General features: G+C 69.1%; 23 protein-coding genes and 1 pseudogene. 14 read left to right on the top strand and 10 right to left on the bottom strand.

What is annotated here, in order from left to right:
• Window positions 1-53: 53 nt before the first annotated feature.
• The 5 genes from AB0E63_RS00445 (at window position 54) to AB0E63_RS00425 (ending at window position 5,445) form a co-directional block, all read left to right on the top strand.
• Window positions 54-1,034 carry an ABC transporter ATP-binding protein gene (locus AB0E63_RS00445; protein ID WP_360359040.1) on the top strand — a complete coding sequence of 327 codons (981 nt, stop codon included), beginning with the start codon at window positions 54-56 and terminating at the stop codon, window positions 1,032-1,034.
• A complete protein-coding gene (locus AB0E63_RS00440) occupies window positions 1,031-2,047 on the top strand; it encodes an oligopeptide/dipeptide ABC transporter ATP-binding protein (RefSeq protein WP_360359038.1) in 1,017 nt (338 codons plus the stop codon). The genes AB0E63_RS00445 and AB0E63_RS00440 overlap by 4 nt, the downstream gene beginning before the upstream one ends.
• A 118-nt stretch (window positions 2,048-2,165) precedes the next feature.
• Window positions 2,166-3,092 carry an ABC transporter permease gene (locus AB0E63_RS00435; RefSeq protein WP_360359036.1) on the top strand — a complete coding sequence of 309 codons (927 nt, stop codon included), beginning with the start codon at window positions 2,166-2,168 and terminating at the stop codon, window positions 3,090-3,092.
• A gap of 2 nt (window positions 3,093-3,094) precedes the next feature.
• Entirely contained in the window at window positions 3,095-4,054 is a 960-nt protein-coding gene (locus AB0E63_RS00430; RefSeq protein ID WP_360359034.1) for an ABC transporter permease, read from the top strand.
• Between the two features lie 56 nt (window positions 4,055-4,110).
• Window positions 4,111-5,445 carry an FAD-binding oxidoreductase gene (locus tag AB0E63_RS00425; protein WP_360359032.1) on the top strand — a complete coding sequence of 445 codons (1,335 nt, stop codon included), beginning with the start codon at window positions 4,111-4,113 and terminating at the stop codon, window positions 5,443-5,445.
• Here the strand turns inward: AB0E63_RS00425 and AB0E63_RS00420 are convergent.
• Together AB0E63_RS00420 and AB0E63_RS00415 are read right to left on the bottom strand one after the other, a co-directional pair.
• A complete protein-coding gene (locus AB0E63_RS00420; RefSeq protein WP_360359031.1) occupies window positions 5,430-7,949 on the bottom strand; it encodes an AAA family ATPase in 2,520 nt (839 codons plus the stop codon). The two genes, AB0E63_RS00425 and AB0E63_RS00420, sit on opposite strands and share 16 nt — an antisense overlap.
• 74 nt (window positions 7,950-8,023) lie before the next feature.
• Window positions 8,024-10,861 carry a BTAD domain-containing putative transcriptional regulator gene (locus AB0E63_RS00415; protein ID WP_360359029.1) on the bottom strand — a complete coding sequence of 946 codons (2,838 nt, stop codon included), beginning with the start codon at window positions 10,859-10,861 and terminating at the stop codon, window positions 8,024-8,026.
• Window positions 10,862-11,001: 140 nt separating this feature from the next.
• Between AB0E63_RS00415 and AB0E63_RS00410 the strand changes: the two genes are divergently transcribed.
• The gene (locus AB0E63_RS00410) at window positions 11,002-11,994 is read left to right on the top strand and encodes a 2-dehydropantoate 2-reductase (RefSeq protein WP_360359027.1); all 993 of its coding nucleotides are present in this window, start codon (window positions 11,002-11,004) and stop codon (window positions 11,992-11,994) included.
• On the opposite strand, the gene AB0E63_RS00405 is transcribed toward AB0E63_RS00410, so the two are convergent.
• Window positions 11,959-12,873 (bottom strand): GNAT family N-acetyltransferase, encoded by a 915-nt coding sequence (locus AB0E63_RS00405; RefSeq protein ID WP_360359025.1) that lies wholly within the window; start codon window positions 12,871-12,873, stop codon window positions 11,959-11,961. The two genes, AB0E63_RS00410 and AB0E63_RS00405, sit on opposite strands and share 36 nt — an antisense overlap.
• Window positions 12,874-12,898: 25 nt before the next feature.
• On the opposite strand from AB0E63_RS00405, the pseudogene AB0E63_RS00400 reads away from it, so the two are divergent.
• Window positions 12,899-13,210: pseudogene (locus tag AB0E63_RS00400) on the top strand (thioredoxin reductase); the annotation flags it as partial.
• Between the two features lie 164 nt (window positions 13,211-13,374).
• Here the strand turns inward: AB0E63_RS00400 and idi are convergent.
• Entirely contained in the window at window positions 13,375-13,941 is a 567-nt protein-coding gene (gene idi / locus AB0E63_RS00395) for an isopentenyl-diphosphate Delta-isomerase (protein ID WP_360359024.1), read from the bottom strand.
• A gap of 71 nt (window positions 13,942-14,012) precedes the next feature.
• On the opposite strand from idi, the gene AB0E63_RS00390 reads away from it, so the two are divergent.
• Both AB0E63_RS00390 and tyrS read left to right on the top strand, forming a co-directional pair.
• Complete coding sequence (locus AB0E63_RS00390) at window positions 14,013-15,023, top strand: phosphotransferase (RefSeq protein WP_360359022.1); 1,011 nt, start codon at window positions 14,013-14,015, stop codon at window positions 15,021-15,023.
• Window positions 15,024-15,192: 169 nt separating this feature from the next.
• Window positions 15,193-16,413 carry a tyrosine--tRNA ligase gene (gene tyrS, locus AB0E63_RS00385; RefSeq protein WP_360359021.1) on the top strand — a complete coding sequence of 407 codons (1,221 nt, stop codon included), beginning with the start codon at window positions 15,193-15,195 and terminating at the stop codon, window positions 16,411-16,413.
• Here the strand turns inward: tyrS and AB0E63_RS00380 are convergent.
• Window positions 16,391-17,257, bottom strand: coding sequence for a methyltransferase domain-containing protein (locus AB0E63_RS00380; protein WP_360359019.1), 867 nt, complete (start codon window positions 17,255-17,257; stop codon window positions 16,391-16,393). The two genes, tyrS and AB0E63_RS00380, sit on opposite strands and share 23 nt — an antisense overlap.
• Window positions 17,258-17,358: 101 nt before the next feature.
• On the opposite strand from AB0E63_RS00380, the gene AB0E63_RS00375 reads away from it, so the two are divergent.
• On the top strand, window positions 17,359-18,180 hold the full coding sequence (locus tag AB0E63_RS00375) for an NAD(P)H-binding protein (protein WP_360359017.1): 822 nt from the start codon (window positions 17,359-17,361) through the stop codon (window positions 18,178-18,180).
• Here AB0E63_RS00375 and AB0E63_RS00370 read toward each other — a convergent pair.
• Entirely contained in the window at window positions 18,177-18,503 is a 327-nt protein-coding gene (locus AB0E63_RS00370; RefSeq protein ID WP_360359015.1) for a TetR family transcriptional regulator C-terminal domain-containing protein, read from the bottom strand. The two genes, AB0E63_RS00375 and AB0E63_RS00370, sit on opposite strands and share 4 nt — an antisense overlap.
• Here AB0E63_RS00370 and AB0E63_RS00365 point away from each other — a divergent pair.
• Window positions 18,477-18,800 (top strand): SDR family oxidoreductase, encoded by a 324-nt coding sequence (locus tag AB0E63_RS00365; protein WP_360359624.1) that lies wholly within the window; start codon window positions 18,477-18,479, stop codon window positions 18,798-18,800. The two genes, AB0E63_RS00370 and AB0E63_RS00365, sit on opposite strands and share 27 nt — an antisense overlap.
• A gap of 15 nt (window positions 18,801-18,815) precedes the next feature.
• Here the strand turns inward: AB0E63_RS00365 and AB0E63_RS00360 are convergent, their stop codons facing one another.
• Together AB0E63_RS00360 and AB0E63_RS00355 are read right to left on the bottom strand one after the other, a co-directional pair.
• Window positions 18,816-19,352: an isochorismatase family protein gene (locus AB0E63_RS00360; RefSeq protein ID WP_360359013.1), complete on the bottom strand. Its 537-nt coding sequence runs from the start codon at window positions 19,350-19,352 to the stop codon at window positions 18,816-18,818.
• Window positions 19,349-20,038, bottom strand: a complete 690-nt coding sequence (locus AB0E63_RS00355) for a hypothetical protein (protein ID WP_360359011.1) — start codon at window positions 20,036-20,038, stop codon at window positions 19,349-19,351. The genes AB0E63_RS00360 and AB0E63_RS00355 overlap by 4 nt, the downstream gene beginning before the upstream one ends.
• Window positions 20,039-20,332: 294 nt before the next feature.
• Between AB0E63_RS00355 and gndA the strand changes: the two genes are divergently transcribed.
• Window positions 20,333-21,772, top strand: coding sequence for an NADP-dependent phosphogluconate dehydrogenase (gndA, locus tag AB0E63_RS00350; protein ID WP_360359009.1), 1,440 nt, complete (start codon window positions 20,333-20,335; stop codon window positions 21,770-21,772).
• Here gndA and AB0E63_RS00345 read toward each other — a convergent pair.
• Window positions 21,700-23,148 (bottom strand): MFS transporter, encoded by a 1,449-nt coding sequence (locus tag AB0E63_RS00345; RefSeq protein WP_360359007.1) that lies wholly within the window; start codon window positions 23,146-23,148, stop codon window positions 21,700-21,702. The two genes, gndA and AB0E63_RS00345, sit on opposite strands and share 73 nt — an antisense overlap.
• A gap of 2 nt (window positions 23,149-23,150) precedes the next feature.
• On the bottom strand, window positions 23,151-23,537 hold the full coding sequence (locus AB0E63_RS00340; RefSeq protein ID WP_360359005.1) for a nuclear transport factor 2 family protein: 387 nt from the start codon (window positions 23,535-23,537) through the stop codon (window positions 23,151-23,153).
• 74 nt (window positions 23,538-23,611) lie between these two features.
• Here AB0E63_RS00340 and AB0E63_RS00335 point away from each other — a divergent pair, with 74 nt between their 5' ends.
• Window positions 23,612-24,235, top strand: coding sequence for a TetR/AcrR family transcriptional regulator (locus AB0E63_RS00335; RefSeq protein ID WP_360359003.1), 624 nt, complete (start codon window positions 23,612-23,614; stop codon window positions 24,233-24,235).
• A gap of 121 nt (window positions 24,236-24,356) precedes the next feature.
• Window positions 24,357-24,794, top strand: coding sequence for a DUF6319 family protein (locus tag AB0E63_RS00330; RefSeq protein ID WP_360359001.1), 438 nt, complete (start codon window positions 24,357-24,359; stop codon window positions 24,792-24,794).
• The last annotated feature ends 202 nt before the right edge of the window (window positions 24,795-24,996 follow it).

The raw sequence follows: 24,996 nt of genomic DNA, 5'->3' as shown, positions 1-24,996 counted from the left end.
CCTCAGTCAAGGACGGGAGGGCCCCATGACCGCGCTATTGGCCGGGAGATCTCATGACACTGCTTGAAGTAAGGGACCTCCGGGTCTCCTTCGACACCCCGGACGGCACCGTCCGCGCCGTCCGGGGCCTGTCGTTCGACGTGGAGGCCGGGCAGACGCTGGCGATCGTCGGCGAGTCCGGTTCCGGCAAGAGCGTCTCCACCCAGACCATCGTCGGGCTGACCCGCGGCGCCAAGGTCTCCGGTACGGCGTTCTTCGACGGAACCGACCTGATCACCGCCGATCAGTCGACCCTGCGCCGGTTGCGCGGGGCCCAGATCGGGATGATCTTCCAGGACCCGCTGTCCAGCCTGCACCCGCACTATCGGATCGGCTGGCAGATCGTCGAGATGATCCGCGCGCACGACCGGGTGATCAGCAAGCAGGCGGCCCGGACACGGGCCGCCGAGTTGCTCACCCTGGTCGGCATCCCGCGCGCGGCCGAGCGGATCGACGACTACCCGCACCAGTTCTCCGGCGGGATGCGGCAGCGGGTGATGATCGCGATGGCGATGGCGCTCGACCCGGCGCTGCTGATCGCGGACGAGCCGACCACCGCGCTCGACGTGACCGTGCAGGCCCAGGTGCTGAACGTGATGCGCCGGCTGCAGGAGCAGTTCGGTACGGCGATCATCCTGATCACCCACGATCTCGGGGTGGTGGCCGAGATGGCCGACGAGGTGGTGGTGATGTATGCCGGCGCGGTGATGGAACGGGCGCCACGCCGCGACATCTTCTACCGCAACCAGCACCCGTACACCCAAGGGTTGCTGGCCTCGCTGCCGGCCCGCAGCGGCGATCGGCTGACCCCGATCCCGGGCACGCCGCCCAGCCTGATCAACCTGCCGGCCGGGTGCCCGTTCGCGTCCCGCTGCCCGCACGTGTTCGACAAGTGCCGCACCGAGGCACCGCCGCTGACCGACGTCGCCCGCGATCCGAGGCACCAGTCGGCCTGCTGGCTGCCCCACGAACAGAACGAGGCGATCGCGTCATGAACGACGACGTACTACTCAAGGTGGAGGACGTCCGCAAGGAGTTCCCCACGCAGGCGCGGGAGGTGGTCCGGGCGGTCGACGGGGTGTCTCTCGAGGTGAAGAAGGGCGAGACGCTCGGCCTGGTCGGCGAGACGGGGTGCGGCAAGTCGACCCTGGCCCGCTGCATGGCCCATCTGTACGACGTGACGTCCGGCTCGGTGTGGTTCGACGGCGCCGAGATCAGCACGTTGTCACGCCGGGCGATGCGGCCGATCCGGCGCGAGGTCCAGGTGATCTTCCAGGACCCGTACGGCTCGCTGAATCCTCGTCGCCGGGTCGGCTCGATCATCGGGGACCCGTTCGCCATCCACAACATCGCGTCGGGTGCGGAACGGAAGCGGAAGGTCCAGGAGCTGATGGCGCTGGTCGGGTTGAACCCTGAGCACTACAACAGGTTCCCAGCCGAGTTCTCCGGTGGCCAGCGGCAACGAATCGGGGTGGCCCGGGCGCTGGCCCTGCGGCCGAAGCTGGTGATCTGCGACGAGCCGGTGTCGGCGCTGGACGTGTCGATCCAGGCTCAGATCATCAACCTGCTCGCCGATCTGCAGAAGGAGTTCGACCTGACCTACGTGTTCATCTCGCACGACCTGTCCGTGGTCCGGCACGTGAGTGACCGGATCGCGGTGATGTACCTGGGCAAGATCGTCGAACTCGCGCCGACGAACGAGTTGTTCGGCCAGACCCGGCATCCGTACACCCGCGCGCTGCTGTCCGCGCTGCCGGTGGCCGATCCGGACACGGCCGACAGCCGTGAGCAGATCATTCTCGGGGGCGACATCCCGGCCGCGACGAACCCGCCGGAGGGGTGCAGGTTCCACACGCGGTGCCCGAAAGCCCGAGCCGACTGTGCATCCGGCGAACCACCACTCCAGCCGGTCCTGGATGACTCCGGCAACCACCGGACCGCGTGCTTCTATCCGTTGACCCTGGGCGAGGACTTGTCCACCGCCGTACCGGACTTGAAGGCATCATGACTGTGCTTTTGGCCGGGCCTTCGGCGCCGGCAGGGTCATGGGGCTTGAACTCCCGGCCTTCCCTCGTCGCTCCAGTCGCTGCGCTCCCTCCACTCCTCAGTCCAGGCCGGGAGGCCCCATGACCACGGCGATCGAGATGGTTGATGTCACGGGTGAGGCGCCGGCGATCGAGGGGCGTAGTCCGTTCGTCTTGGCGCTGCGGAGGTTGCGGCGGGACAAGGTGGCGATGATCTCGCTGGTGGTGATCCTGCTGATCGTGCTGATGGCGATCTTCGCGCCGGTGTTCGCCGCGATCACCGGGCACCCGCCGAACGAGCAGTACCGCGACATCGGGCTGACTCCGGACGGCCTGCCGCGCGGACCGAACGGAACGTTCTGGCTGGGGACCGACGACCTCGGCCGGGACATCTTGGTACGGATCGCGTACGGCGCTCGCGTGTCACTGCTCGTGGGCGTCATCGCGACCGCGATCACGGTGGCGATCGGAGTCGTGCTGGGGCTCGCGGCGGGGTTCCTCGGGGGGATCACCGACACAGTCCTCGCACGACTGATCGACGTCGTCCTGTCGGTACCGTTCCTGCTCGTCGCGATCGCGCTGGTGTCGGTCACCGGACCGAGCCTGACGGTAACGGTCCTGGTGATCGGCTGCTTCAGTTGGGCGTCCGTCGCCAGGATCGTGCGCGGTCAGGTGCTGTCGCTGCGCGAACGCGAGTTCGTCGAGGCGGCGCGCTCACTGGGCGCGGGTGACAAGCGGATCATGTTCGTCGACATCCTGCCGAACGTGCTGGCGCCGGTGATCGTCTACACCACGCTGCTGATCCCGGTGGTGATCGTCACCCAGGCGACGTTGTCGTTCCTCGGGCTCGGGCTGCCTCCGCCAACGGCTGACTGGGGCGGGATGATCAGCGCGTCGCAGAACTACTACACGACCGCCTGGTGGTTCATCCTGTTCCCCGGTCTGGCACTGCTGATCACGACGCTCGCGTTCAACCTGTTCGGCGACGGTGTCCGGGACGCCTTCGACCCACGCGCGGATCGGACCTAGTCATGGCTGTCTTTCTGTTACGCCGGATCGGGCACGGCATCCTGGTCCTGTGGCTGATCACGATCGCGGTGTTCGGCCTGTTCTTCGTTGCTCCGAGCAACGTGGCGCAGACGCTGGCCGGCCGGCAGGCGACGCCGGAGACCATTGCCCTGATCAAGCACCGGCTCGGGCTGGACCTGCCGGTCTGGAAGCAGTACCTGCACTTCGTCGAGAACGCGGTGAAGGGCAACCTCGGGTACGACTACTACCACCAGGTGCCGGTGACCACGATCATCGGGCAGGCGCTGCCGATCACGGTGTCGCTGGCGCTCGGCGCCGCCGTACTGTGGTTGTCCCTCGGCGTCTTCAACGGGGTGATCTCGGCGGTGCATCCGCGGTCGCTGGCGGACCGCGGGCTGACGTTGTTCTCGTTGTTCTTCTACTCGTTCCCGTCGTTCCTGCTCGGGCTGCTGTTGCTGTACTTCCTCTACTTCCGGCTCACGCTGGCCGGATACCACTGGTTCCCGGCCGGCGGCTACTCGCCGTTGTCCGCCGGAGCCGGGGCGTGGTTCCAGCATCTGTTCCTGCCATGGATAGCGCTGGCTTTGTTGCTGGCGGCAACCTATACCCGGCTGACCCGCGGGTCGATGCTGGACGTGCTCGGCGAGGACTACATCCGGACCGCGCGCTCGAAGGGCATCCGGGAGAGCCGGGTGATCGTCCGGCACGGCCTGCGCAGCGCGATGACGCCGGTGGTGACGCAGTTCGGCATCGACCTCGGCCAGCTGATCGGCGGTGTGGTGGTGACGGAGACCGTGTTCAGCCTGCCGGGGCTCGGCCAGACCGCCGTGGTCGCGATCAACCAGCAGGACCTGCCGGTGATCATCGGCATCGTGCTGTTCGCCTCGGCTGCGGTCGTGGTCGCGAACATCCTGGTCGACATCGCGTACGCCGTCCTGGATCCGCGGGTCCGGTTGCACTAGAGATAGGTAGTTCTTGCCGATGAGCCGGGAATGGGCATCGCCGTACAAACGAAGGCATGAATGGATTACGTGAACTGATCAAAGGCTCGGTCGTGCTGCCGGGCGACCCGGGCTGGGACGCCGCACGACGCGCGTGGCACCTGCTCGTAGACCAGCAACCTATCGCCGTCGTGGAGGCGGCCGGCACTGACGACATCGTCGCCACGGTCCGGTACGCCGACGAGCACGGCCTCGCGGTGATGGCCCAGCCGACCGGGCACGGCGCGTCGCCGGCGGTCAACGGAACGATCCTGCTCCGCACCGGCGCCCTCACCGAGATCGAGCTCGACCTGGACGCCGGAATCGTCCGGGTCGGCGCCGGAGTGCGGTGGCGGGACCTGAACGACGCACTGACCGGGACCGGGCTGACCAGCCTGCCCGGCAGCAACGGTGACACGACGGTCGTTGGTTACACGCTCGGCGGCGGAGTCGGCTGGTTCGGGCGCAAGTACGGGCAAGCGGCCCAGCGGGTGCGTTCGGTCCGGCTCGTGACCTCCGACGGCGTGATCGCCGACGTCAACCAGGAGTCGGCCCCGGAGCTGTTCTGGGCGCTGCGCGGTGGCGGCGGCGACTTCGGGATCGTGGTGTCGATGGAGCTCGAACTGATGCCGGCCATGGAGCTCCAGGGCGGCCGGATGATGTGGCCGTTCGAGCAGGCCCGCGACGTCCTGCGGGCCTTCGCCGAGATCACGACGTACGCGCCGGACGAGCTGTCGCTGTGGGCCTGGGTGCTGCACTTCCCCGATGTGCCGTTCGTGCCGGATCCGGTGCGGGGCAAGTCGTTCGTCGCTGTCGACGGCACGTTCCTCGGTACGCCGGAGGACGCGGACAAGCTGCTCGCACCGCTGCGAGCGATCGCCGATCCGGTCTCGGACCAGGTGGCCCCGATCCCGCTCAACCTGGTGGGCAAGATCGCCGAGGAGCCGGAGGACCCGACGCCTGGGTTACTCAAGACCGTACTGCTGTCCTCCTTCGACGACGCCGCGATCGACACTCTGCTGGCGGCGGCAGCGCCCGAGTCGCCGCTGTTCGTGTTCGAGGTCCGGCACCTGGACGGCGCGTTCGCCCGGCCGGACGAGTCGCTCGGTGCGGCCGGGGTGATCGAGGAGCCGTACCTGCTTCTGTTCGGCGGAATCGTCGCCGACCCGGCGCTGGCACCGGTGATCGGCGGCGCGATCGAGGCGGTGCAGGCCAAGATGGCGCCGTGGATCACCGGCCGAGTGCTGCCGAACTTCTCCACCGATGAGCCGAACACCGAGCTCTACCCGGCGGCGGTCCATCAGCGCCTGGTCGCGATCAAGCAGGCAGTCGACCCGGCCGGCACGATTCGCAGCAATCACCCGGTCAGCTGAAGGTCGAGCTCCCGGGCGATGGCGGCAGCCTGCCGCCGCGTCCGGGCGTTCAGCCGGGACAGGATCGCCGAGACGTGGTGGTCGACGGTCCGGACCGAGACCACCAGCTTCTCGGCGATCTCCCCGTTGGTCATGCCGTCCATCAGCAGCATCAGCACGTCCAGCTGCCGATCGGTCAGGCCGGCCGGATTCTTCCGGCCCCGGGTCTGCGCACCTCGCGGGATCCGCCGTACCCCCAGCTCCTTCAGCCGGCGGCGCAGCAGGCCTGCCGCCGGCGCAGCCCCCAGCTCGAGCAGGATCTGCAGGCCTTCAAGGGTTGCCTCGCGGCTCGCGGACATCGCCAGGACCAGCGCCCGCTCGTACGGCGTGTCCTCCCAGGACTCAAGCCCGCGGTCCTCGATACAGCCGCCGGTCCGGCTCGCGTCGGCGAGCGTCAGGTACCGGGCCAGCTCACGGAAGGCCGGTTCGTCCAGCGTGTGCCCGTCAAGGTCGTCGCGGATCTCGTCGGCGATCTCCGGACGGTCGTTCAGCCAGGCCCATTCGGCGTACGACGTCGCGGCGTACGCGAGACCGAGGACGGATCGCTGTGCCCGTGCGCGCTGCCAGGCGTCCGTCAGCAGACCGCGTGCCTCCTCGTTGCCGCGCCGGGCGAGCACCCGGCCGAGGCTCGACGCACTGAGGACGGAGAGCATGCCCGGCTCGTCGACGGTGTCGATCAGCCAGCGTAGGTGGTGCTCGGCGCCGGCCAGGTCGCCGCGGCGCATCATCAGCAGCGCCCGATGCGTCTCCAGGTTGTAGGTGTGCGAACCGAAACCACGCTCCTGGGTGAACTCCAGTCCTTCGGTGATGGTCGCATCCAGCTCGTCCCAGCGGCGGGCGCGGTAGAGCATCTCGACCAGGTTCGTGTAGCCGCGCGCGACCGCCTCGTAGTCACTGGTCGCCAGGGCCGCGTCGATGCTGATCCGCAGGGCCTCCAGCCCGCCCGGGCGACCGAGATCGCACCACGCGAGGCCGGTGTAGTTCAGGCACAACGCGGCCAGATCCGTCCGCCCGGTCGAGAGCGCGAGGGTTCGCACCTGCGCCAGCTCCGGTGCGGCCGCCGCCGGCGATCCGGTCAGCACCATCATCATGCCCCGGTACGCGACCGCCGCCGGCCAGACCTCATCGTTGCCCTGGGCAACCTCGAACGCGCGGTCGACCGCGGCCAGCGCCGCGTCGGTGGCGCCGGCCAGGTAGCAGTGCCGCGACTGCTGCAGCAGCGTCTCCGTCAACGGCACGACGTCACCCAGCTGCTCGTACAGGTCCACGGCCTCCGCACAGCGGGCGACCGCCTCCGGGAAGCGGTGCGCGATGTGCAGCTCCCAAGCGAACCCGGCCAGCACCTCGGCCTGCTCGGCGATCGGCAGCCGACCGACGTACGGGATGACGGCTTCGTAGTGGGCGAGCGCCTGGCGGTGTGAACCGGCCGCGGTCGCGTCGCGGGCCGCCCGGGGCGCGTACGCGACGATCGTGTCGGCGTCGCCTGCTCGGACCGCGTGGTGCACCAGTGGATAGAGCAGCCGCTCGTGGTTGGTCCCCAGGATCAGTTCGACGATCCGCGCGTTCAGCGCGCGGCGCCGGATCACTGGCAGTGCCTGCTCGATCGCCCGCCGGGCCAGCTCGTGCCGGAACGCGACCGCGCCTGTGCGTGCCTCGAGGATGCCGCGGCGCTCGGCCCGGGTGAGGGCGTCGATCCGGCCCTCTACGACAACTTCGGCGTACTTGAGGCCGAGCGGCCGCGGGATCACCGAGAGCAGCTCGACCACGCCGACACTCTCCTGGTCCAACGTACGCAGCCGGGCCAGCGTCGCGTCCACGACCGTCGCGGGTACGGCGTCCGCCGGGCCCGCGAGCGCTTCGGTCAAGTAGAACGGGTTCCCGTTGGTGAGGCGGTACAGATCGTCGGCCTCACGGCCGGCGTCGACAGCCATCGACCGTACGGCGTCCTCCGAGAGCGGCCGCAGTACGACGCGATGCACGGTGACGTCGGTCAACGCGCCGAGCAGCACGCGCAGTGGGTGCCGGGCGTCGATCTCGTCGTCGCGGTAGGTCAGAATCACCACCAGCCGGAGCTGATCCACGCGTCGGGCCAGGTACCTGAGCAGGTCGAGCGTGGCGTCGTCGGCCCAATGCACGTCCTCGATCACCAGCACGGTCGGCGTCGACCCGCCGAACTCCTGGATCACCGGCTCATACAGGTCCAGGCCGCCCGCCAGCGCCCGGGCCAACGGCCCATCCGTCCCACGTACGGCGTCGCGCAATGGTTGGAGCGGTGGCGGCGCGAGCATGTCGTCGCACGCACCCCGCAATACCCGCGTGGCCGGACCGAGCCGGCCGGCCACTTCACGGACCACACTCGTCTTCCCGATCCCCGCTTCTCCGGTCAGCAGCACGACGGACCCATGGTCCGCGTCCACCGCGGTCAGGGCAGCACGAACCGCCCATTCCCGCTCCAGCAACTCCATCAGAAAACCCCCGAGATAGATCTCAAATCCCCCAGCACACTCTGGTGGGCGGCGCTGTGGGAAGTGCTAGGGGTTCAGCTGAGCAGTGCTGTGGTCTGCGGACTCGGGGTGGTCCGGAGCTCGGCGGCGAGCAGGTCGGCCAGGACGTTGTACTGGCGGACGGCGGCGGCACGGTCGCCCTGGATCAGGTGCAGCGAGATGAGGGCGCGGTGTGCCGATTCGAGCAGGGGGTCATGGCTGACCGCCCGCTGATAGAGGTCGATGCTCTCCTCCACGCGTCCCTCCGTCGCGCGGGCGTCGGCGAGCGTGAGGAGGGATCGCTCGAACGTTTGCCTGAGCGCCTCCCGGCGGTCGTCGATCCACGCGGCGCCGGCGACGTCGACCAGATAGTCGCCCTGGTAGAGCGCGATCACGCGGGCCAGGTCCCCGGCGGCAGCGGCTCCCTCCAGGTCCGCGACGTCGTACGTGTGCTCGAGGGTCCGGTTGAACTCGTAGCGGCCGCCGCGGAAGGTGATCCAGTCCGAGCGGCCGAGCGTACGGCGTACCTGGTGCAGGCAGGTGTGGAAACTGTTCCGGAGGGTCTGGGCGGAGGCGTCCGGCCAGAGCTCCGCGCCGATCTGGGCCTTGGTCACCGGACCGGAACCCAGCAGATAGAAGAACAGCTCGCGCGGCTTCGCATAGCCCCAGGCCGCGGCGTCCAGCGCGCTGTCGTTGCGCCGTACTTCGGATGCACCCAGGGCCTGCACGTGGAGTGACTCGACTCGGGTGTCCGCGATCGTGAGGGGTACCACCGACCGGCGACCGCTTGGCTCGATCCCCGTGAGCTTGTCGACCGTGAACACCTCCCCCTCGGTCCACGCCGTACGAAAATCGTCCGGTGACAGGGCGTCGCGGGCCACCGCCAGCGTGGTCGAGACGTCCGCGGCCTCGACTGCCGGTACTGGAGTCCCCAGCTTCTCCCGCAGTGCGGCCGCATGACTCAGCAACCGGACGGCTTGCCTGATGTCCTTCTCAGCCAGGGCGGTGGTGGCCAGGGACTCGAGCAAGCTGGCTACTCGCCAGCGGTTGCCGGAGTCGTGGTGCAGACGAAGGCTCTGGGTGAGGAGGTCTCTCGACTCGGTGAGCTGACCGGACTTGCGTGCCTCCAAGCCCAAGAGGTGGAGAGCCCAGGCCAGGGTGACGGTCTGGCGCGTGCGCTCGCCCATCTGGCGAGCCTCGGTGAGGAGGATTGCGGCGGCCGCGGAGTCACCGCGGTAGTGCTGCACCGCGCCGAGCAGAGCAGTCGTCCACCCGAGTCCTTCGCCCGCACCGTCCTGCTCGTAGCGGGCGCGGGCGTCACGGAGCAGCTCTTCCGCATAGTCGAGCTCCCCGGCGAGCAGCTCACGCATGCCCAGGTAGTCGATCGCGCGGGAGAGGTTCGACTCGATGCCCAACTTCCGCCAGAGCTCGATACACCGCTGTCCGAGTCGCCGGGACTCGTCGTACTCGCCACGTCGCATCGCGGCTCCACCGAGCCAGTGCAGCTCGCGTGCCTCGGCCGTCGGATCCCCGGCAGCCTTCTGTGCGATGAATCCGGCCTGCAGTTGGGCCGTGGCCAGCTCGGCGTCGCCCTGCAAGTGGGCCATCGTGCCGAGGGCGATCTGGGCATCCGCCCGCAGCTCCGGCGGAACCGGGCCGGGCATCGCCAGCACCCGCTCCAGCCAGTCGCGGGCGTCCCGGTACCACCCGAGCAGGTACGACGCCCACCACATCCCGACCACGATCCGGGTCGCGGCCTCGGCCTCCTCGCGCTGCACATGCCAGGTCAGCACGGCCCGGATGTTCTGGCGCTCGGCCAGCAGCACATCCAGCCACTCCTGCTGTTCCTCGCCCTCCAACCGATCGGCCGCCCGCTCGATCAGGTCCAGCGCGTAGGCCGCCAGCCGCTGCGCCGGACCGAGGTCCGAACCGAGCCGGTACGCCGCGTACTGCCGGACGATCTGCAGTAACCGGTACCGCACCTCGTCGCCCTGCTGGACCATCACCAGCGAACGATTCACCAACCGGGACAGCGATTGCAGCACGTCAGGTCCGCGCAGTACGGCGACTGCCTCGACCGCGTCGACGCTGAAGCTCCCGGGGAACACCGAGAGCTGCGCGAGCAACTCCTGCTCCGGCGGATCCAGCAGACCCCAACTCCAGTCCAGCGCATCCCGCAACGTGCGATGCCGCGGCATCGCCTCCCGGTCGCCGCGCGTCAGCACGGCCAGGCTGTCGTCGAGGCGGCTCGCGATCTGGGCCGGAGACAAGGTCGGGATCCACGCGGCGGCCAACTCGATCGCCAGCGGTACGCCGTCCAGCCGGGCGCAGATCTCGGCGATGTCCGACGCGTTCCCCTCGGTCCGCTCGAAAGTGTACGACGCCGCCTGTGCACGGTCCACGAACAAGCGGGTCGCAGCCTCGGCCAGCGGCGGTACGGCGAACACCGCCTCACCCGCGATCCCCAACGCCTCCTGGCTCGTCGCCAGCACGGTGAGCTTCGGACAGGTCCGTAGCAGCTCACCGATCAGCGGGGCGACGGGATCGAGCAGGTGCTCGCAGTTGTCCACGACCAGCAGCAAGGGACCGCTGCACAGCCGCCTGGTCGCTGCGGCGACCGTTGCCTCCGGCAACTCGAGGACGTCGGCGAGCGCTGCCAGCACACCCGCGGTGCCGTCACCCGGGGTGGTCGTGGCCAGGCCGAGCCAGCGCACTCCGGCGTACCGGGGGCGCACCCGGTCTGCCAGCGTCACCGCCAGCCTGGTCTTGCCCCCGCCCCCGGGTCCGGTCAGCGTCACCAGCCGATGCTTCCCGACCAGCTCCGCCAGCTCGGCCAGTTCACTCTCCCGACCGACGAAACTCGACAACCGCACGGGGAGATTCCCCTCCGCCACCGCTTCAGACTAGCGTTCACGGGGCAGCGGCGTACCGAAGAACGGGTAGTGGTGGGTGGCAGGCGGGTGCACCGGCAGGCGCTGAGCGTGCGGCCGGAGCGGGAGCCCGACTACTACCCGTCCTTCCGTACAGTGAGCTCGTGCGGATCGTGGTGTACGGCGCGGGTGGGATCGGGTGCTATGTCGGCGGGCGGCTGGCCGCGACCGGGGCCCCGGTGACGTTCGTCGGGCGGCAGCGGATGGCCGACGTACTGGCCGAGCACGGGCTGCGGCTGACCGACTACCTCGGCGCGGATCTGCGGGTCGACACCGTCCGGTACGAGACCTCGCCGGCGGCGGCCGCGGAGGCGGATCTCGTGCTCGTGACGGTGAAGTCCGCTGCGACCGAGGGCGCGGCGGCCGAGTTGGCCGACGTGCTGAAGCCTGGAGCGATCGTGGTCAGCTTCCAGAACGGCGTACGCAACGGTGAGCTGCTGCGGGAGCGGCTGACCGATCAGGTCGTGCTGACCGGGATGGTTCCGTTCAACGTGCTCAACCGGGGTGGCGGGGTGTTCCACCAGGGCACCGAGGGTGCTCTCGACATTCAGCGTCATCCGGGGCTGGCGCCGTACCTGGACGCCTTCGAGCGCGCCGGACTGCCACTCGAGCAGCACGACGACATCCTCCCGGTGCAGTGGGCGAAGCTCCTGCTGAACCTGAACAACCCGATCAACGCGCTGTCGAACCTGCCGCTGCGCGACGAGCTCTCGCAGCGTGCCTACCGTCGCTGCCTGGCCGCGGCGCAGGCCGAGACGCTCGGGTTGCTGGACGCCGCGGGCATCCAGCCGGCCCAGCTGCTGGCGGTCCCGATGCGCCGCTTCCCCGCCATCCTCCGCCTGCCGGACTTCCTCTTCCGCCGCCTCGCCGCGAAGATGCTCGCGATCGACCCGCTCGCCCGGACGTCGATGTGGGAGGACCTCGAGGCCGGCCGGCCCACCGAGATCGACTACCTGAACGGCGAAGTCGTCCGGCTGGCAGACTCCCTCCGGCAGCCGGCGCCTGTGAACCGCAAGCTGGTGGCGTTGATCCGCGAGGCCGAGGTCAACCGGCGCGCGTGGTCAGGCCCCGATCTCCTGCGTGAGCTCCAGCGGTAGGGCCGCGCGGACGTTGATACTCACGGCTCGATCGGTGAAGCCGAGGTGCTCGTTGAGCCGGCGCATCTTGTCATTGCCCTGCTGGGTCCAGGTGTAGACCTCGCTGATCCCGTGCTCGGCTGCCCAGGCCATGCTCGTGCGCTTGAGCGTCGACGCAACCGCCTTGCCTCGCCACTCCCGCCGTACACCGGTGTAGGCCACCTCGGCCCGCTCCGGCCTGTCGGTGTCGAGCATCAGACCCGCGACGCCGATCACCTTCTCGCCGGCGACCGCGACGAACATGGCCGCCGGGTCGTTGATCCACTCGGTCGCCCACTGCTCGGCCGAGACGTCCAGCGGGGTGGGCACATCCATGTCCGGGAAGGTGGGCAAGGCCACCTGCTCGTACGCCGCCGCCCACAACTCCGGCCGCTCGGCGACGGTCACGATCTCGTAGGTCGTGGGCGGCTCCGGCCAAGGCTCGGGTCCGATCGGACGCACCTGCTCGACCTGCCGACCGGTCTCCACGAAGCCGAACCGCTGCGCGAACGCCAGCGACCCTTCGTCCTCCGCGTTGCACCCGGCGACGATGTAGCCCTGAGCCTCGGCATGCTCAACCAGCGCCACCAACATCCGCGTACCCACGCCCCGCCGCCGCTCCTCCGGCCGCACCCGCGGCGCAACGACCCCACGACCGGCCTCGTTGGATCGATCCGACAGGCCGTTCGCGACGACCTTGCCATCCAGCGCCGCGAGCAGGAGCAACCGTTGCGGTGTCGCTAGCTCACGCATCTCGGCGACGCTCGGACACCGCTCGTGCGGCAGGACCGCGATCCGCACCTGGCGCCAGGCCTCGTAGTCCGCGTCCGTCTCGACCGGCAGAATTTCGATCACGCCCATCTGCTCAGATTGCCATGATGGGCGAATGGTTTTGTATGACGCGGCGGTCACCGGTGGGAGTGTGGCGGGGCTGCAGGCTGCGCTGACGTTGGGTCGGGCACGGCGGCGGGTGGTGCTGTTCGACGACGGTCGGGCGCGCAACCGGGCGGCTGCGCACGTGCACAACTACCTGGGTGTGGAGGATCCGTCACCGGGTGAACTGCTCGCGATCGGACGCCGGCAGTTGGAGGAGTACGGCGTGGATGTCCGGGATAGCCGGGTCGAGGACCCGGCACCGGACGAGGACGGGCTCGGTTTCGTGGTCGGCGCCGATGGTGACGGTTCCGGTCGCGTGCGGGCACGGACGGTTGTGCTCGCGACCGGGCTGCGGGACGAGCTGCCCGAAGTGCCCGGTGTCTACGCGGTCGGCACGACGACCGTACCGGCGCTGTTCGCGATCGGGGCAGCGGGTCACGCGAGTACCGCAGCCGTCGCACTGCACGCGGATCTGCTCGAGCAGAGCTATAGCCGGGCGGCCGGAGGCAGCAGCGCCGGGTCCGCGAGCGGCCAGTCCGCGGGCGTCGGACCTAGCCGGTCGAGCTCGTCGAGTTGCAGGAGGCACCACGGGGACAGACCCGGGACGTCACGCACGGCAGCCCAGTCGACCCAGCGGTACGACGCCACCTCCGCGGGATTGAGCGTGGGCTCGCCGGTCCAGCGGACCCGGTAGACCGGACACAGCTCGTTCTCCACCACGCCGGTCGGCATCTCGGCGCGGTACCGGAACTCCGGCAGCACCAGCTCGGCACTGTCCGTGACGATCCCGAGCTCGTCGGCGAGCCGCCGCAGGACCGCGTCGTGGACCGGCTCGTCCGGAAGTGGATGCCCACAGCAACTGTTGGTCCAGACGCCCGGCCAGGTCGGCTTGTCCGCGGCGCGCTGGGTCAGCAGCACCCGCCCGGCCGCATCGACCACGTACCCGGAGAACGCCAGATGCAACGGCGTCGCCGCGTGATGAACCGTCGCCTTGGCCTCGGTCCCGATCGCCCGGCCACCGTCATCCAGCAGCACAACTCGTTCCTTCGTCACACTCCGGAGCCTAGTCGGAATAGGCAATTCCTACCGATGTAGGCCGCGCCCGTCGTCCGTAGAACGGTGGTATGGATTTCAGCAGCCTCGAGCCGGTGCCGTACGACGTGAGCTCGCCCACAACCGCCGGTCTGTACCGCGGTCACGGGCGGTTCGTGAAGGTGCTGCGCTCGTACCGCGACTGGGAGGTGCTCCCCCTGCTCCCCGACGAGTTCCGCAGCCTGGCCCTCGACACCGATCTCTGGCGTTACGAGGCCGACGTCTACCTCGACGGCCTGGCCTCCTCGCTCCCGGCCGGCCTCCGTCTCCCCACCCTGTACGACGTCCAGGAGCCGGACCCGGATCACGTCATCCTGGTCCTCGAAGACGTCGAGACGACCGACTCCCCGTGGGATCACGACCGGTACGGCGACGCCGCCGAACTCCTCGGCCGGCTCAACGCCCGGCTGACCAAGAACGACGCGCTCCCCGCACCGGTCGACCGTACGCCGGAACGCCTGACGCGAGCGATGGTCGACGGACTCGTCCGCCCGCTCATCTTGCCGCCACTGCTCGACGAGGCGACCTGGACGCATCCCTTGCTCGCCGGGGCGGACGACGTACGCCGTGGTCTCATCGACCTGGCCGCGTACATCCCCACGCTCCTCGACGAACTCGCAGACCGGCCGCAGGTCCTCAGTCACGGCGACGCGTGCCCGCAAAACCTGCTCCTGCAGGGCAAGAGCATCGTCGCCGTCGACTGGTCCCCCAGCGGAATGGTTGCCGCCGGCGACGACCTCGGCCAGCTGCTGATCGGCCGGGCCCACCAGGGAACGCTCGGCGTCGAGGAGTTCGCCGTACTGCGGGAGCTCGTCATCGACCGGTATCACGCCGGGCTCGTCGCCGAGGGATTCGGATCCGTTGCGGCGGACGACGTACGGGCCGGACTGGACGGGTCGCTGCTGCTGCGGAGTGCGTTGCTGTCGCTGCCGGTCGGGCGATTGGCCGAACCGGTGACACCGGAACTGGCGGACTTGTTCCAGCAGCGGCTGGAGTTAACCCAATACCTCGTCCGGCTCGGCGCTGCTACTGTGACCTGGTGATCAAGCGACGCGTGGCGTATCGACCGGCTCTGGGAGGAGCCGGCATTCGGTAGTCCCCGCACCTCGCTCCGCCCAGAGCCTCCGACACAGGAACCCCCGGTTCCTGTGTCTTTTTGTTGCCCGGAGGCGCTGTCGATCGCGAGGGTGCCTCGTCTCGAGAGGAAACCCTGTGAACACGGTCATCGACCGATTACGACGTACCACCGACTCCATCATCGGCGCGGACGATCTGCGCGATCGGCTGGCATCCGGACGGCCGCTGCGGATCAAGTACGGCGTCGATTGCACCGCACCCGACCTCCATCTCGGGCACGCGGTCAACCTATGGATGATGCGGCAACTGCAGGACCTCGGTCATCAGGTCGTGTTCCTGCTCGGCGACCTGACCACGCGAGTCGGCGACCCGACCGGCCGCTCCGAGACCCGGCCGGTGCTGACGCCGGAGGAGATCGACGCGAACGCGGCGTCGTTCCTCGAGCAGGTGTCACTCGTGCTGCGGACGGATCCCGCGGTATTCGAGGTACGGCGGAACTCGGAGTGGTACGACGGGATGCGCGCGGCGGAGCTGTTGGGTCTGTTCGCCCAGGTCACGCAGGCCCAGTTGATGAGCCGGGACATGTTCCGGGACCGGGTCGCGGCCGGGCGCGAGATCGCCGTCCACGAGCTGGTGTACCCAGTGCTGCAGGGCTACGACAGCTTCGCGATGTGCAGCGATCTCACCATCGTGGGGTCGGACCAGCTGTTCAACGAGCAACTCGGGCGGCACTTCCAGCAGCGGCTCGGCGCACCGCCGCAGGTGGTGATCACGACGACGATCACCCCAGGTATCGACGGCCGCGCGAAGCAGTCGAAGTCGCTGAACAACTACATCGGCCTGACCGACAGCCCACGGGACAAGTTCGGCAAGCTCATGAGCATCCCCGACTCGCTGGTCGAGCCCTACGCCCGCGTCTACACCGAGTTGCCCCTGGACACGGTCGCCGCGTTCGAGTCCGCCGCCGCGCACGGCGGTCCGCAGGCACGGGACGCGAAGCTCCGGCTGGCCGCGGCGGTGGTGACGCGCTACCACGGCGCGGGTACGGCGAAGGCCGAGCTGGACGCGTTCAAGCGAACGTTCTCCGAGCGGTCCCAACCCGAGGACATCCCGGAGGTCGTCGTGCCCGCCGCGACCGCGACAACCCTGGACCTGCTGCGCGCCGCCCGACCGAGCGACAGCAACTCAGAGCTCCGCCGGCTGATCCGCCAGGGCGCCGTCACCATCAACGGCGTCCGTACGGACGACCCCGCGGGAACCGTGGACCTGAGCACCGACGTAGTGATCAAGTCGGGTGCCCGCACCTGGCACCGGATCAGAACTGCGAGCAGCCCTACGCGAGTTTGCGGGAGGTGACCAGCCAGGCCGCTGACGGGAATGTGACGCCGTCGTCCCAGGTGTAGTGCGCGACGAGAGTCCTGCGCAGATTGGTCAGCGCCCGGGTCCGGGCGTCGGCGTCGAGGTCGTCGAGCAGCCAGCCCAGCACGCCCAGGGTGAAGTGGAGGGCGGTTGGTACATCCGGACCCCAGTACATGGGCTCCTTGAGAGCCTCGCATTCCGGGGTGGCGAAGCCTGCTGTGGTGAGGATGTCGGCGACCCGTGCCGGGTCGGCGAGGGCGAACGGGCTCGGGGCTTCCGGGGGCGGTGTGGGCAGCGTTCGGCCGGCTGCGAGCGCGGTGGTGAGCTCGGTGAACCACGGGTTCTGGCTCGGCGGCTGCCAGACCAGGAGGGCGAGGCGTCCGCCGGGCTTCGTCGCTCGCGCGAGGTTGGTGAAGGCGGCGACCGGGTCGCCGAAGAACGTGCAGCCGGTGCGGCTGAGCAGTACGTCGAAGGACTCCGACTGGAACGGGTGCACCTGGGCGTCGGCCTGGAGGTACGTCGCGTTCCCGGCTCCGGTGTCCCGGGCCCGATCGGCCGCGACCGCGAGCATCGGTGAGGACAGGTCGACGCCGAGCGCCGTACCCGATCCGGTCAGCCAGGCCGCGGCGCGCGTCGTACTGCCGGTACCGCAGCCGACATCGAGGACCCGGTCACCCTCACGGATCGCGGCCGCTCGCAGCAGCCAGTCGTCGTACCGCTCCAGGCTGTGCTCGAACAGTTCCGCCTGCTCCGCCCAGAACACGCCTTCCGTGGTGTCCCACGCCTTCAACTGGTCCGCGTTCGCTGGAGCGACCCACGCGGTGTCGGTGCCGGTCATCATGGTCCCCTCTCCTTGCCCTCCTCTACGGATCAGCACTCGATCCGGTTCATGACTCTCGGCGTGTGGCAGGCTGTGCGCTCAGATCCGAGGAGGGGGCGCAGATGATCCTGGTCACGGGCGCGACGGGCAACGCGGGTGGCGCGGTGGTGCAATCACTGGCGGCGCAGGGTCTTGCGGGCCGCGCTGTGATCCGGTCGGAAACTGCCCTGCCGGATGGCATCGAGCCTGTGTACGGCGACCTGAACCAGCCGGACTCGTTCGTCGATGCGTTGGCCGGGGTGACCGGGATCTTTCTGCTCAGCGGGTACGACCGGGTCGAGGAACTCCTGGGGAATGCGGTGCGGGCCGGCGTACGGAAGGTCGTGCTGTTGTCCAGCAGCTCACTCGACAGCGCCGACATCTCGAACGCGGTCGCCGCCTATCACCACGCGGCCGAGGAAGCGGTGCAGGCGTCCGGGCTGGAGTGGACGTTCCTGCGGCCGAACTCCTTCATGTCCAACACGCTGCGGTGGCTCGACCAGGTACGCGCGGGGGACGTCATCCGGGTGCAGTTCCCCGAGGTGCCGGTGTCCACGATTCATCCGCGCGATATCGCGGACGTCGCGGTGCGTGCGTTCCAGGATGGGCACGATGGCGAGGTTCTCCGGCTCACCGGTCCGGTCGCCCTCACACCGCTCGAACAGGTCGCGATTCTCGGCGCGGGCATCGGCCGGGCGTTGACGGCGTACCCGATGAGCCGTTCGGAGACTCACGACGCGCTGCATGCCTCGATGCCGCCGCAGTACGCGAGCGCGATCGAGGGCTTCTTCGGTGACGGCACCATCGACGAGACGTCGGTCAACGGCACCGTCGCCCAGGTCACCGGGCGCGCGCCCCGGACGCTGGAGGACTGGGTGCGCGAGAACGCGGGCCTGTTCGCCTAGCTCTTGGTCAAGGTGTGGAGGTGGGCGATCATCGTGTCGACCGCCGTCCGCAGTGGCGCGGGATCGCGTCGTACCTGGCTCAGCAGCAGGCCGCCCTGGACCGCGGCCAGCATCGCGACCGCGAGCTCGCCGGGGTCGGCCGATTCGCTCAGCTCGCCGCGCTTCTGCATGCTGACGAGGCCGTCGCGGATCAGTTCCTCCCAACTGCCGAACGCATTGGCGAGCTGAACCCGGGCGACCGGGTCGCTCTCGGCGAGGTCGCTGGCCAGTGATCCGAGCGGACACCCGCCGACGCACTGCACCTCGGTCAGGACGCCGACCATGGCGGGATAGCGCTGTACGGCTCGAGCAAGGCGGCACTGCAGTTGCTGACGAAGTCGTGGGCGGCCGAGTTCGGCCCGGCCGGGGTGCGGGTGAACGCGGTCAGCCCCGGCCCGACCCGGACCGAGGGCACCGCCGTACTCGGCGACAACCTGGACGGCCTGGCCGGTACGACGCCACTGCGGCGGGTCGGTACTCCGGCCGAGGTCGCCGCCGGCATCGTCTTCCTCGCCTCCGACGAGGCTGCCCTCATCCACGGCACCACGCTGCCCATCGACGGCGGCCGCCTCGCCGTCTGAGCGCACTGTCTCGATTCAGGCGGACGCGCTGAGGGCCGCGATGTACTCCGTCCCGGTGCAGAGGGTGCCGAAGCGCGGGAAGACGTACGACACCGCGAAGTCGTGGGCGTCCTGGTCGAGGCCGGTCATCGCGTCCGTGACGTAGACGGTCTCGTAGCCGAGGTCGTCCGCGCCGCGGCCGGTGGACTCGACGCCGAAGTTGGTCGCGATGCCGGCCAGCACCAGGGTCCCGATCCCCCGAGCCTGCAGCTCCGGATCGAGGGGCGATCGGCCGAACGCGCCGACCGATCGCTTGACGATCTCCAGGTCGCCCGGCCGCGGGGCGATCTCCGGCGCGAATCCGCTCCCCTCGGGCTGGACCTCGACCCCCGGCCGCTCGACCCGGACGTTCACGACCAGCCCGCCGACCGACCGGGTCGCGTTCGCGAGCGCGACGCTGCGCGCCAGCACCTCCGGCCCGGCCAGCGGCGCCGTGTCCAGCGCGATGATCCGCGGCATCAGATCGATCAGGACGAGCGCCGTACGACGAGGATGCAGGGTCAGCGTGGTCACGGCACCGACATTAGTTCAGACCGGCGGCCAGGTTCTCCGCGAAGGCCACGTCCCGCTCGGTGCCCGAGAATCCGAGCCGCCAACTGCCGCCGTCGTACGAACCGGGTGGGAGCGGGCTTGAGGCGCAGTGCGCTGAGCTCACCCGGGCCGGCCGTGTCGGCCAGCGTCAGCTGCTTGCCGGGGGCAAGGTTCAGCGAGGTCGCGGTGGTCTTGCTGTTCGGCTGCGCAGGCTTGGGATCCTTCGTGCCGGCGGCCTTGAGGAGGGCGATGACATCCTCGGCCTTGTCACTCGGGTCGAACGTGCTCACGCCGTTCGCGTCCGGGAACTGGCGGCAGTCGACGTGGTAGAAGTACGGATTGCTCTGCGTGGTGATGCGCATCGAGGAGCGGTACGGCATCGGGACGCGGATGTAGACACCGCCGCTGGTCTGCACCCCGTTGGCGACCAGCGGGTAGCTGAACGGCGCGGTCTTGGTGACGTTGCCTTCGTCGCGGGTGAACCAGACCGACGCGACCTCGCCCGGGCCGGAGTCATCCGCGATCACACACCCGGCGTCCGTCGTACGCAGGCAGGGGTACTTGCCGTCGAACCCGTCGTTATTGGTGCCGTCGCGGCCGAAGCTGGAGAACTGTTTGGTCCGTACGCCGGTCTGCAGCTCGGGCAGCCGGTCGAGGTTGCGATACACCTCCCACCCGACCGGTCCGTTGTCGTTTCCCGCGGCTGTGCTGCCTGACGCCGAGACCGGACGGTGAGCACGAGCGACGAACAGACAAGTAGGGCAACGGCACGACGGAGCACGGGGCGGCCTTTCCGACGTCACGGGAAATCGATTTCTGAGATGTCTGCCATCGATTCACCGTGGTTGAGAAGAGGTCGGCGGCGACGACTTTGCTGTCCACGAGGTGGCACCCGCTGGACCTGGCGCTGGTCGATGGACGCAGACTGGGTGCGCACACAACTTGAGACTGCGGGAGATTCGATGAGTTCTGCCAAAGCCCAGATCGGCGTCACCGGCCTCGCGGTGATGGGTCGCAACCTGGCCCGGAACCTCGCGCGCAACGGGTTCCGTGTCGCCCTGCACAACCGCTCCCAGGCGCGCACCGACTCGCTGGTCGAGGAGTTCGGCTCCGAGGGCGACTTCGTCCCGTCCACCGACCTGGCCGGCTTCGTCGAGTCGCTCGAGCTGCCGCGCAGGATCATCATCATGGTCAAGGCCGGCGCGCCGACCGACGCGGTCATCGACGAACTGGTGCCGCTGCTCGACGAGGGCGACATCGTCGTCGACGCCGGCAACGCGCACTTCCTGGACACCCGGCGCCGCGAGGCCGCGCTCCGCGAGCAGGGTCTGCACTTCGTCGGCAGCGGCGTGTCCGGCGGCGAGGAGGGCGCGCTGAACGGCCCGAGCATCATGCCGGGCGGATCGCCGGAGTCGTACGCGGCGCTCGAGCCGATGCTGACCAAGATCTCCGCGCACGTGAACGGCGAGCCGTGCTGTGTGCACGTCGGGCCGGACGGCGCGGGGCACTTCGTCAAGATGCTGCACAACGGCATCGAGTACGCCGACATGCAGCTGATCGCCGAGGCCTACGACCTGCTCCGGCACGTGCTCGGGCTGTCCCCGGCCGAACTGGCGGACGTGTTCCTGGAGTGGAACACCGGCGACCTCGAGTCGTTCCTGATCGAGATCACCGCCCAGGTGCTCAGCCAGACCGACCCGACCACCGGTGGCGCGTTCGTGGACGTCGTACTGGACCAGGCCGAACAGAAGGGCACCGGCCGGTGGACCGTCCAGTCCGCGCTCGACCTCGGCATCCCGGTGAGCGGTATGGCCGAGGCCGTCTTCGCACGGTCGCTGTCGGGTGACGTCGTACGGCGCTCCGCGGCAGCCGGCGTACTCCCGGGGCCGGCCGAGACCAAGGCGGACGTCGACCGGGACGCGTTCATCGACGACGTACGGCACGCGCTGTACTCGTCGAAGCTGGTCGCGTACGCGCAGGGCTTCGACGCCATCCGGGCGGCCAGCGAGGAGTACGACTGGGACATCGACCTGGGCGCGATGGCGACCATCTGGCGCGGCGGCTGCATCATCCGGGCGCGGTTCCTGGACCGCATCAAGGAGGCGTACGACCGGAACCCGTCGCTACCCTCGCTGCTGGTGGACGACTACTTCAAGGAAGCGGTCGCCAACGGGCAGGAGGCCTGGCGACGGGTGGTCGCGACGGCGGCGCAGGTGGGCGTACCTGCTCCTGGCTTCTCAGCGGCCCTGTCGTACTACGACGGACTACGGGCCGAGCGCTTGCCGGCCGCGCTGATCCAGGGCCTGCGGGACCTGTTCGGTGCGCACACCTACAAGCGGGTCGACCGTGAGGGCACCTTCCACCTGGAGTGGTCCGGCGACCGCTCCGAAACGACCCAGTAGACCGCGACTGCCGCGAGGCACAGGAAGCCGGCCGCTCCGAGGCTTGCCACGGTGAATCCGTGTACGGCGTCGGAGTGGGCGGCTATGGTCCCGGCGACTGTGCTGAGCAGCGCCGTACCGAGTGACGCGCCAACCTGCTGAGACGTCATCACCATGGCGCCGGCCACCGCACTGTCGGGGCCGGCGCCGAGGGTGGCGGTGCTGTTCGCCGTAACCAGCACCCAGCCCGTACCCAGTCCGACCAGCAGGAACACCGGCATGACATGCAGCCAATAGCTGCTGTCTGCCTTGAGGAACCCCAGCAGCGTCAGTCCTGCTGCGATGGTGATCAGCCCTGGGCAAATAAGTGAGCGCACTGCTGCTTTGGCCAACAATGGGCTCACTGCGCGGACTCCAACCATCAGCCCCACGGTGAGCGGCAAGAAGGCCAGGCCGGCTCGCACCGGTGAGTAATGCCGGATGTTCTGTAGGTAGAACGTCAGGAAGAACAATGCGGCGAACATGCCGATCGCCAGGCTGAACACGGCCAGGTACGACCCACCGCGCCTGCGGTTGAGGACGACCCGCAGTGGCAGCAGAGGCGCCTTGGCTCGCGACTGGACTGCGACAAACGCTATGAGCAACAGGACTCCGGCCCCCAGAGGCAGCCAGGTTGCGGGCGCACTCCAGCCATCCGGCTCCGCTCTGGCGAAGCCGAACACCAGTCCCATCAGACCGGTGGTCGCGAGCAATGCGCCTGCGATGTCGACGCGCACCCCACCCGCTCTCTGCACCGGCCGGACGGCGTACAGGACCCCGCCTGCCGCCAACGCAGCGACGGGGAGATTGACGTACATGCACCAGCGCCAGTCGAGGTAGTCGGTCAGCACGCCGCCGATCAGGACACCTAGACCGGACGCACTTCCCATTGCGGTGCCATAGATGCCGAACGCCTTCCCACGCTCGGCAGGCAGCGGGAAGGACGCGGCAAGGGTCGCCAGTACGGCGGGCGTGAGGAGCGCACCGAAGACTCCTTGCAGAGCACGGCCGGTGAGCAGCATGGCCGGACCGGTTGCGGCACCGCCGAGGGCCGAGGCCGCCGCGAAGCCGGTCAGGCCGATGAGGAGAGCGCGCCGACGCCCGATCAGGTCGCTCATCCGGCCGCCGAGCAGCAGGAGGCCGCCGTACCCGAGGGCGAAGAGGGTGATCACCCACTGGCGGGTGGAGTCCGCGAGCCCGAGTGATCGCTGCACGGACGGCAGGGCGATGTTCATGATGGTCAGGTCGATGCCGATCATCAGCTGCGCCGTCGCGACGGCTGCTAACGCCCACCATCGCCGCACGTCCGGCACCTGCTGCGTCTCTTCAGCCGCCTCTGACCTGGTGATGTCGGCCATGGCTAGAACATCCCGTTCGAGTTGGCGGACTCGTCGGGGATCGCTTGCATGACGTCCCAGTGCTCGACGATCTTCCCGTCGGTGTCGAGGCGGAAGATATCGACGATCGCCGTACCCGGTTGGCCTGGGACGCGGACGCCGTACACGTGGGCGACCACGTACTCGCCGTCGGCGAAGATCTGCTTGACCTCGGCGCGGAGCTCGGGAAAGTCCTGGCGCAGCGTCCCGAGGAACGCCTCGAAGCCGTCGATCCCGTCCGCGATCCGCGGGTTGTGCTGCCGGTAGCGGTCGCCGAGGAGAGCTGCGGCGGCCGGGAAGTTCTTCTGGTTGAGACCGACCTCGTAGAAGTCGAGCACGGTCTGCTTGTTGCGTTCGAGGGCGGTGGTCATGGGTCCGTTTCCCTAAGTGAACAGCTGTAGTGCTACGACTGTAGGGCAACGCTCGTCGCAATACAATCGACTTCATGGACGCGACCACGCCGACCGCTTCGCCGACCCGCAACCGGAATCGCCGGGGCCAGGGGGAGCTGCTACGGCGCGACATCGTGGACGCCGCGCTGCGGATGCTGAACGAGCTCGGCGACGACGAGGCTCTCTCGCTGCGCGCCGTCGCCCGCGAGGTCGGGATCGCGGCGACCTCGGTCTACATCCACTTCGCCGACCGCGACGAGCTCGTGTTCGCCGCGCTCGAGCAGTGCACCGCGGACCTCATCCGCGACCTCGACCAGGCCGAAGCGAGCGGTGGCGACGATCCGGTCGAGCAGCTACGGGCGCGGCTGCTGTTCCTCGGGACGTGGGTCCGGGAGTACTCAGGGCTCTACAAGGTGCTGCACGAGAGCACGCTGAATCGGCGCATGCACCTGGCCTTCAAGGAGGAGCTGGCCACGCGTGCGGTCGCCGCCGTACAGCGCTGCATGGACGCCGGCCTCGCGCCGGCCGACGACGCCGCCGCGGTCGCGTTCGATCTGCGCGCGGCGGTGCATGGCGCGGTGTCGATCCGGATCAACGAGCCGGAGGCCGATCTTCCGCCGCTGCAGGATCAGATCGACCGATTCCTGGTGAAGCTACTCGGCGTGAAGGGCCGCTGAGCTGGGCGGTTCGGCTGGCGTTCGCGGGCCGGTTTGGCTGGGAGTCGAACGTGTGTTCTAATAAACTCTCAGCGCCAGCCCGCTCACGGCGGGCGATGTTCCGAAGGAGATCGCCGCAACGATGACTGTAGACACTCTGGCAGCAGAAGCGCCGTCGACCGACGCCGACACTCCCGACGCCTTGGTCCCATCTGTCGACAGCGCAACCCCCGAGAGCACGCCGGCTCCGGACGCTCCGGTCGAGGACAAGCCCAAGAAGGCTCCCGCCAAGAAGGCGGCCGCCAAGAAGACCAAGACCCTGGAGCTGACCCTCACCGTCACCGGCACCGCCGACGGCGAATGGCACGCCGAGCTCAAGCAGGGCAGTACTTACCTGGCCCGCGGCCTGGCCGTCGCAGCCGCCGCCGTCTCCCGCGCCGCGAAGGAACTGCACGAGGACCTCTCCACCCCCATCGACGAGGTCATCGAGGCCGCCCGCGAGCAGCAAGCCGCCAAGGTCGCCGCTCTCGAAGCCGAGCTGGAGGCAGCCCGCAAAGCCCTCGCCGACCTCGAGGACTAACCCCCTGCGGGGCCCCAAACCACACGCACCCCGGCCGAGCGTCTCGCCACGCCCCGGGGTGCGTGGCCGACCCCAACCCCGCACCCCAGACATAACCCGCCGGCTATTACCACGGGTGACATACCGGTGGAAATGTGATGAACCCGCCGCGCCGGATCGCTGGGCGTGGCGATGACCTAAGCCTTACCGTGTTTTTCTGGGC

The organism is Kribbella sp. NPDC026596, from assembly GCF_040638415.1.
In the GTDB taxonomy this organism is placed as follows: domain Bacteria; phylum Actinomycetota; class Actinomycetes; order Propionibacteriales; family Kribbellaceae; genus Kribbella.
This window is presented reverse-complemented; position numbering and strand designations above follow the sequence as displayed.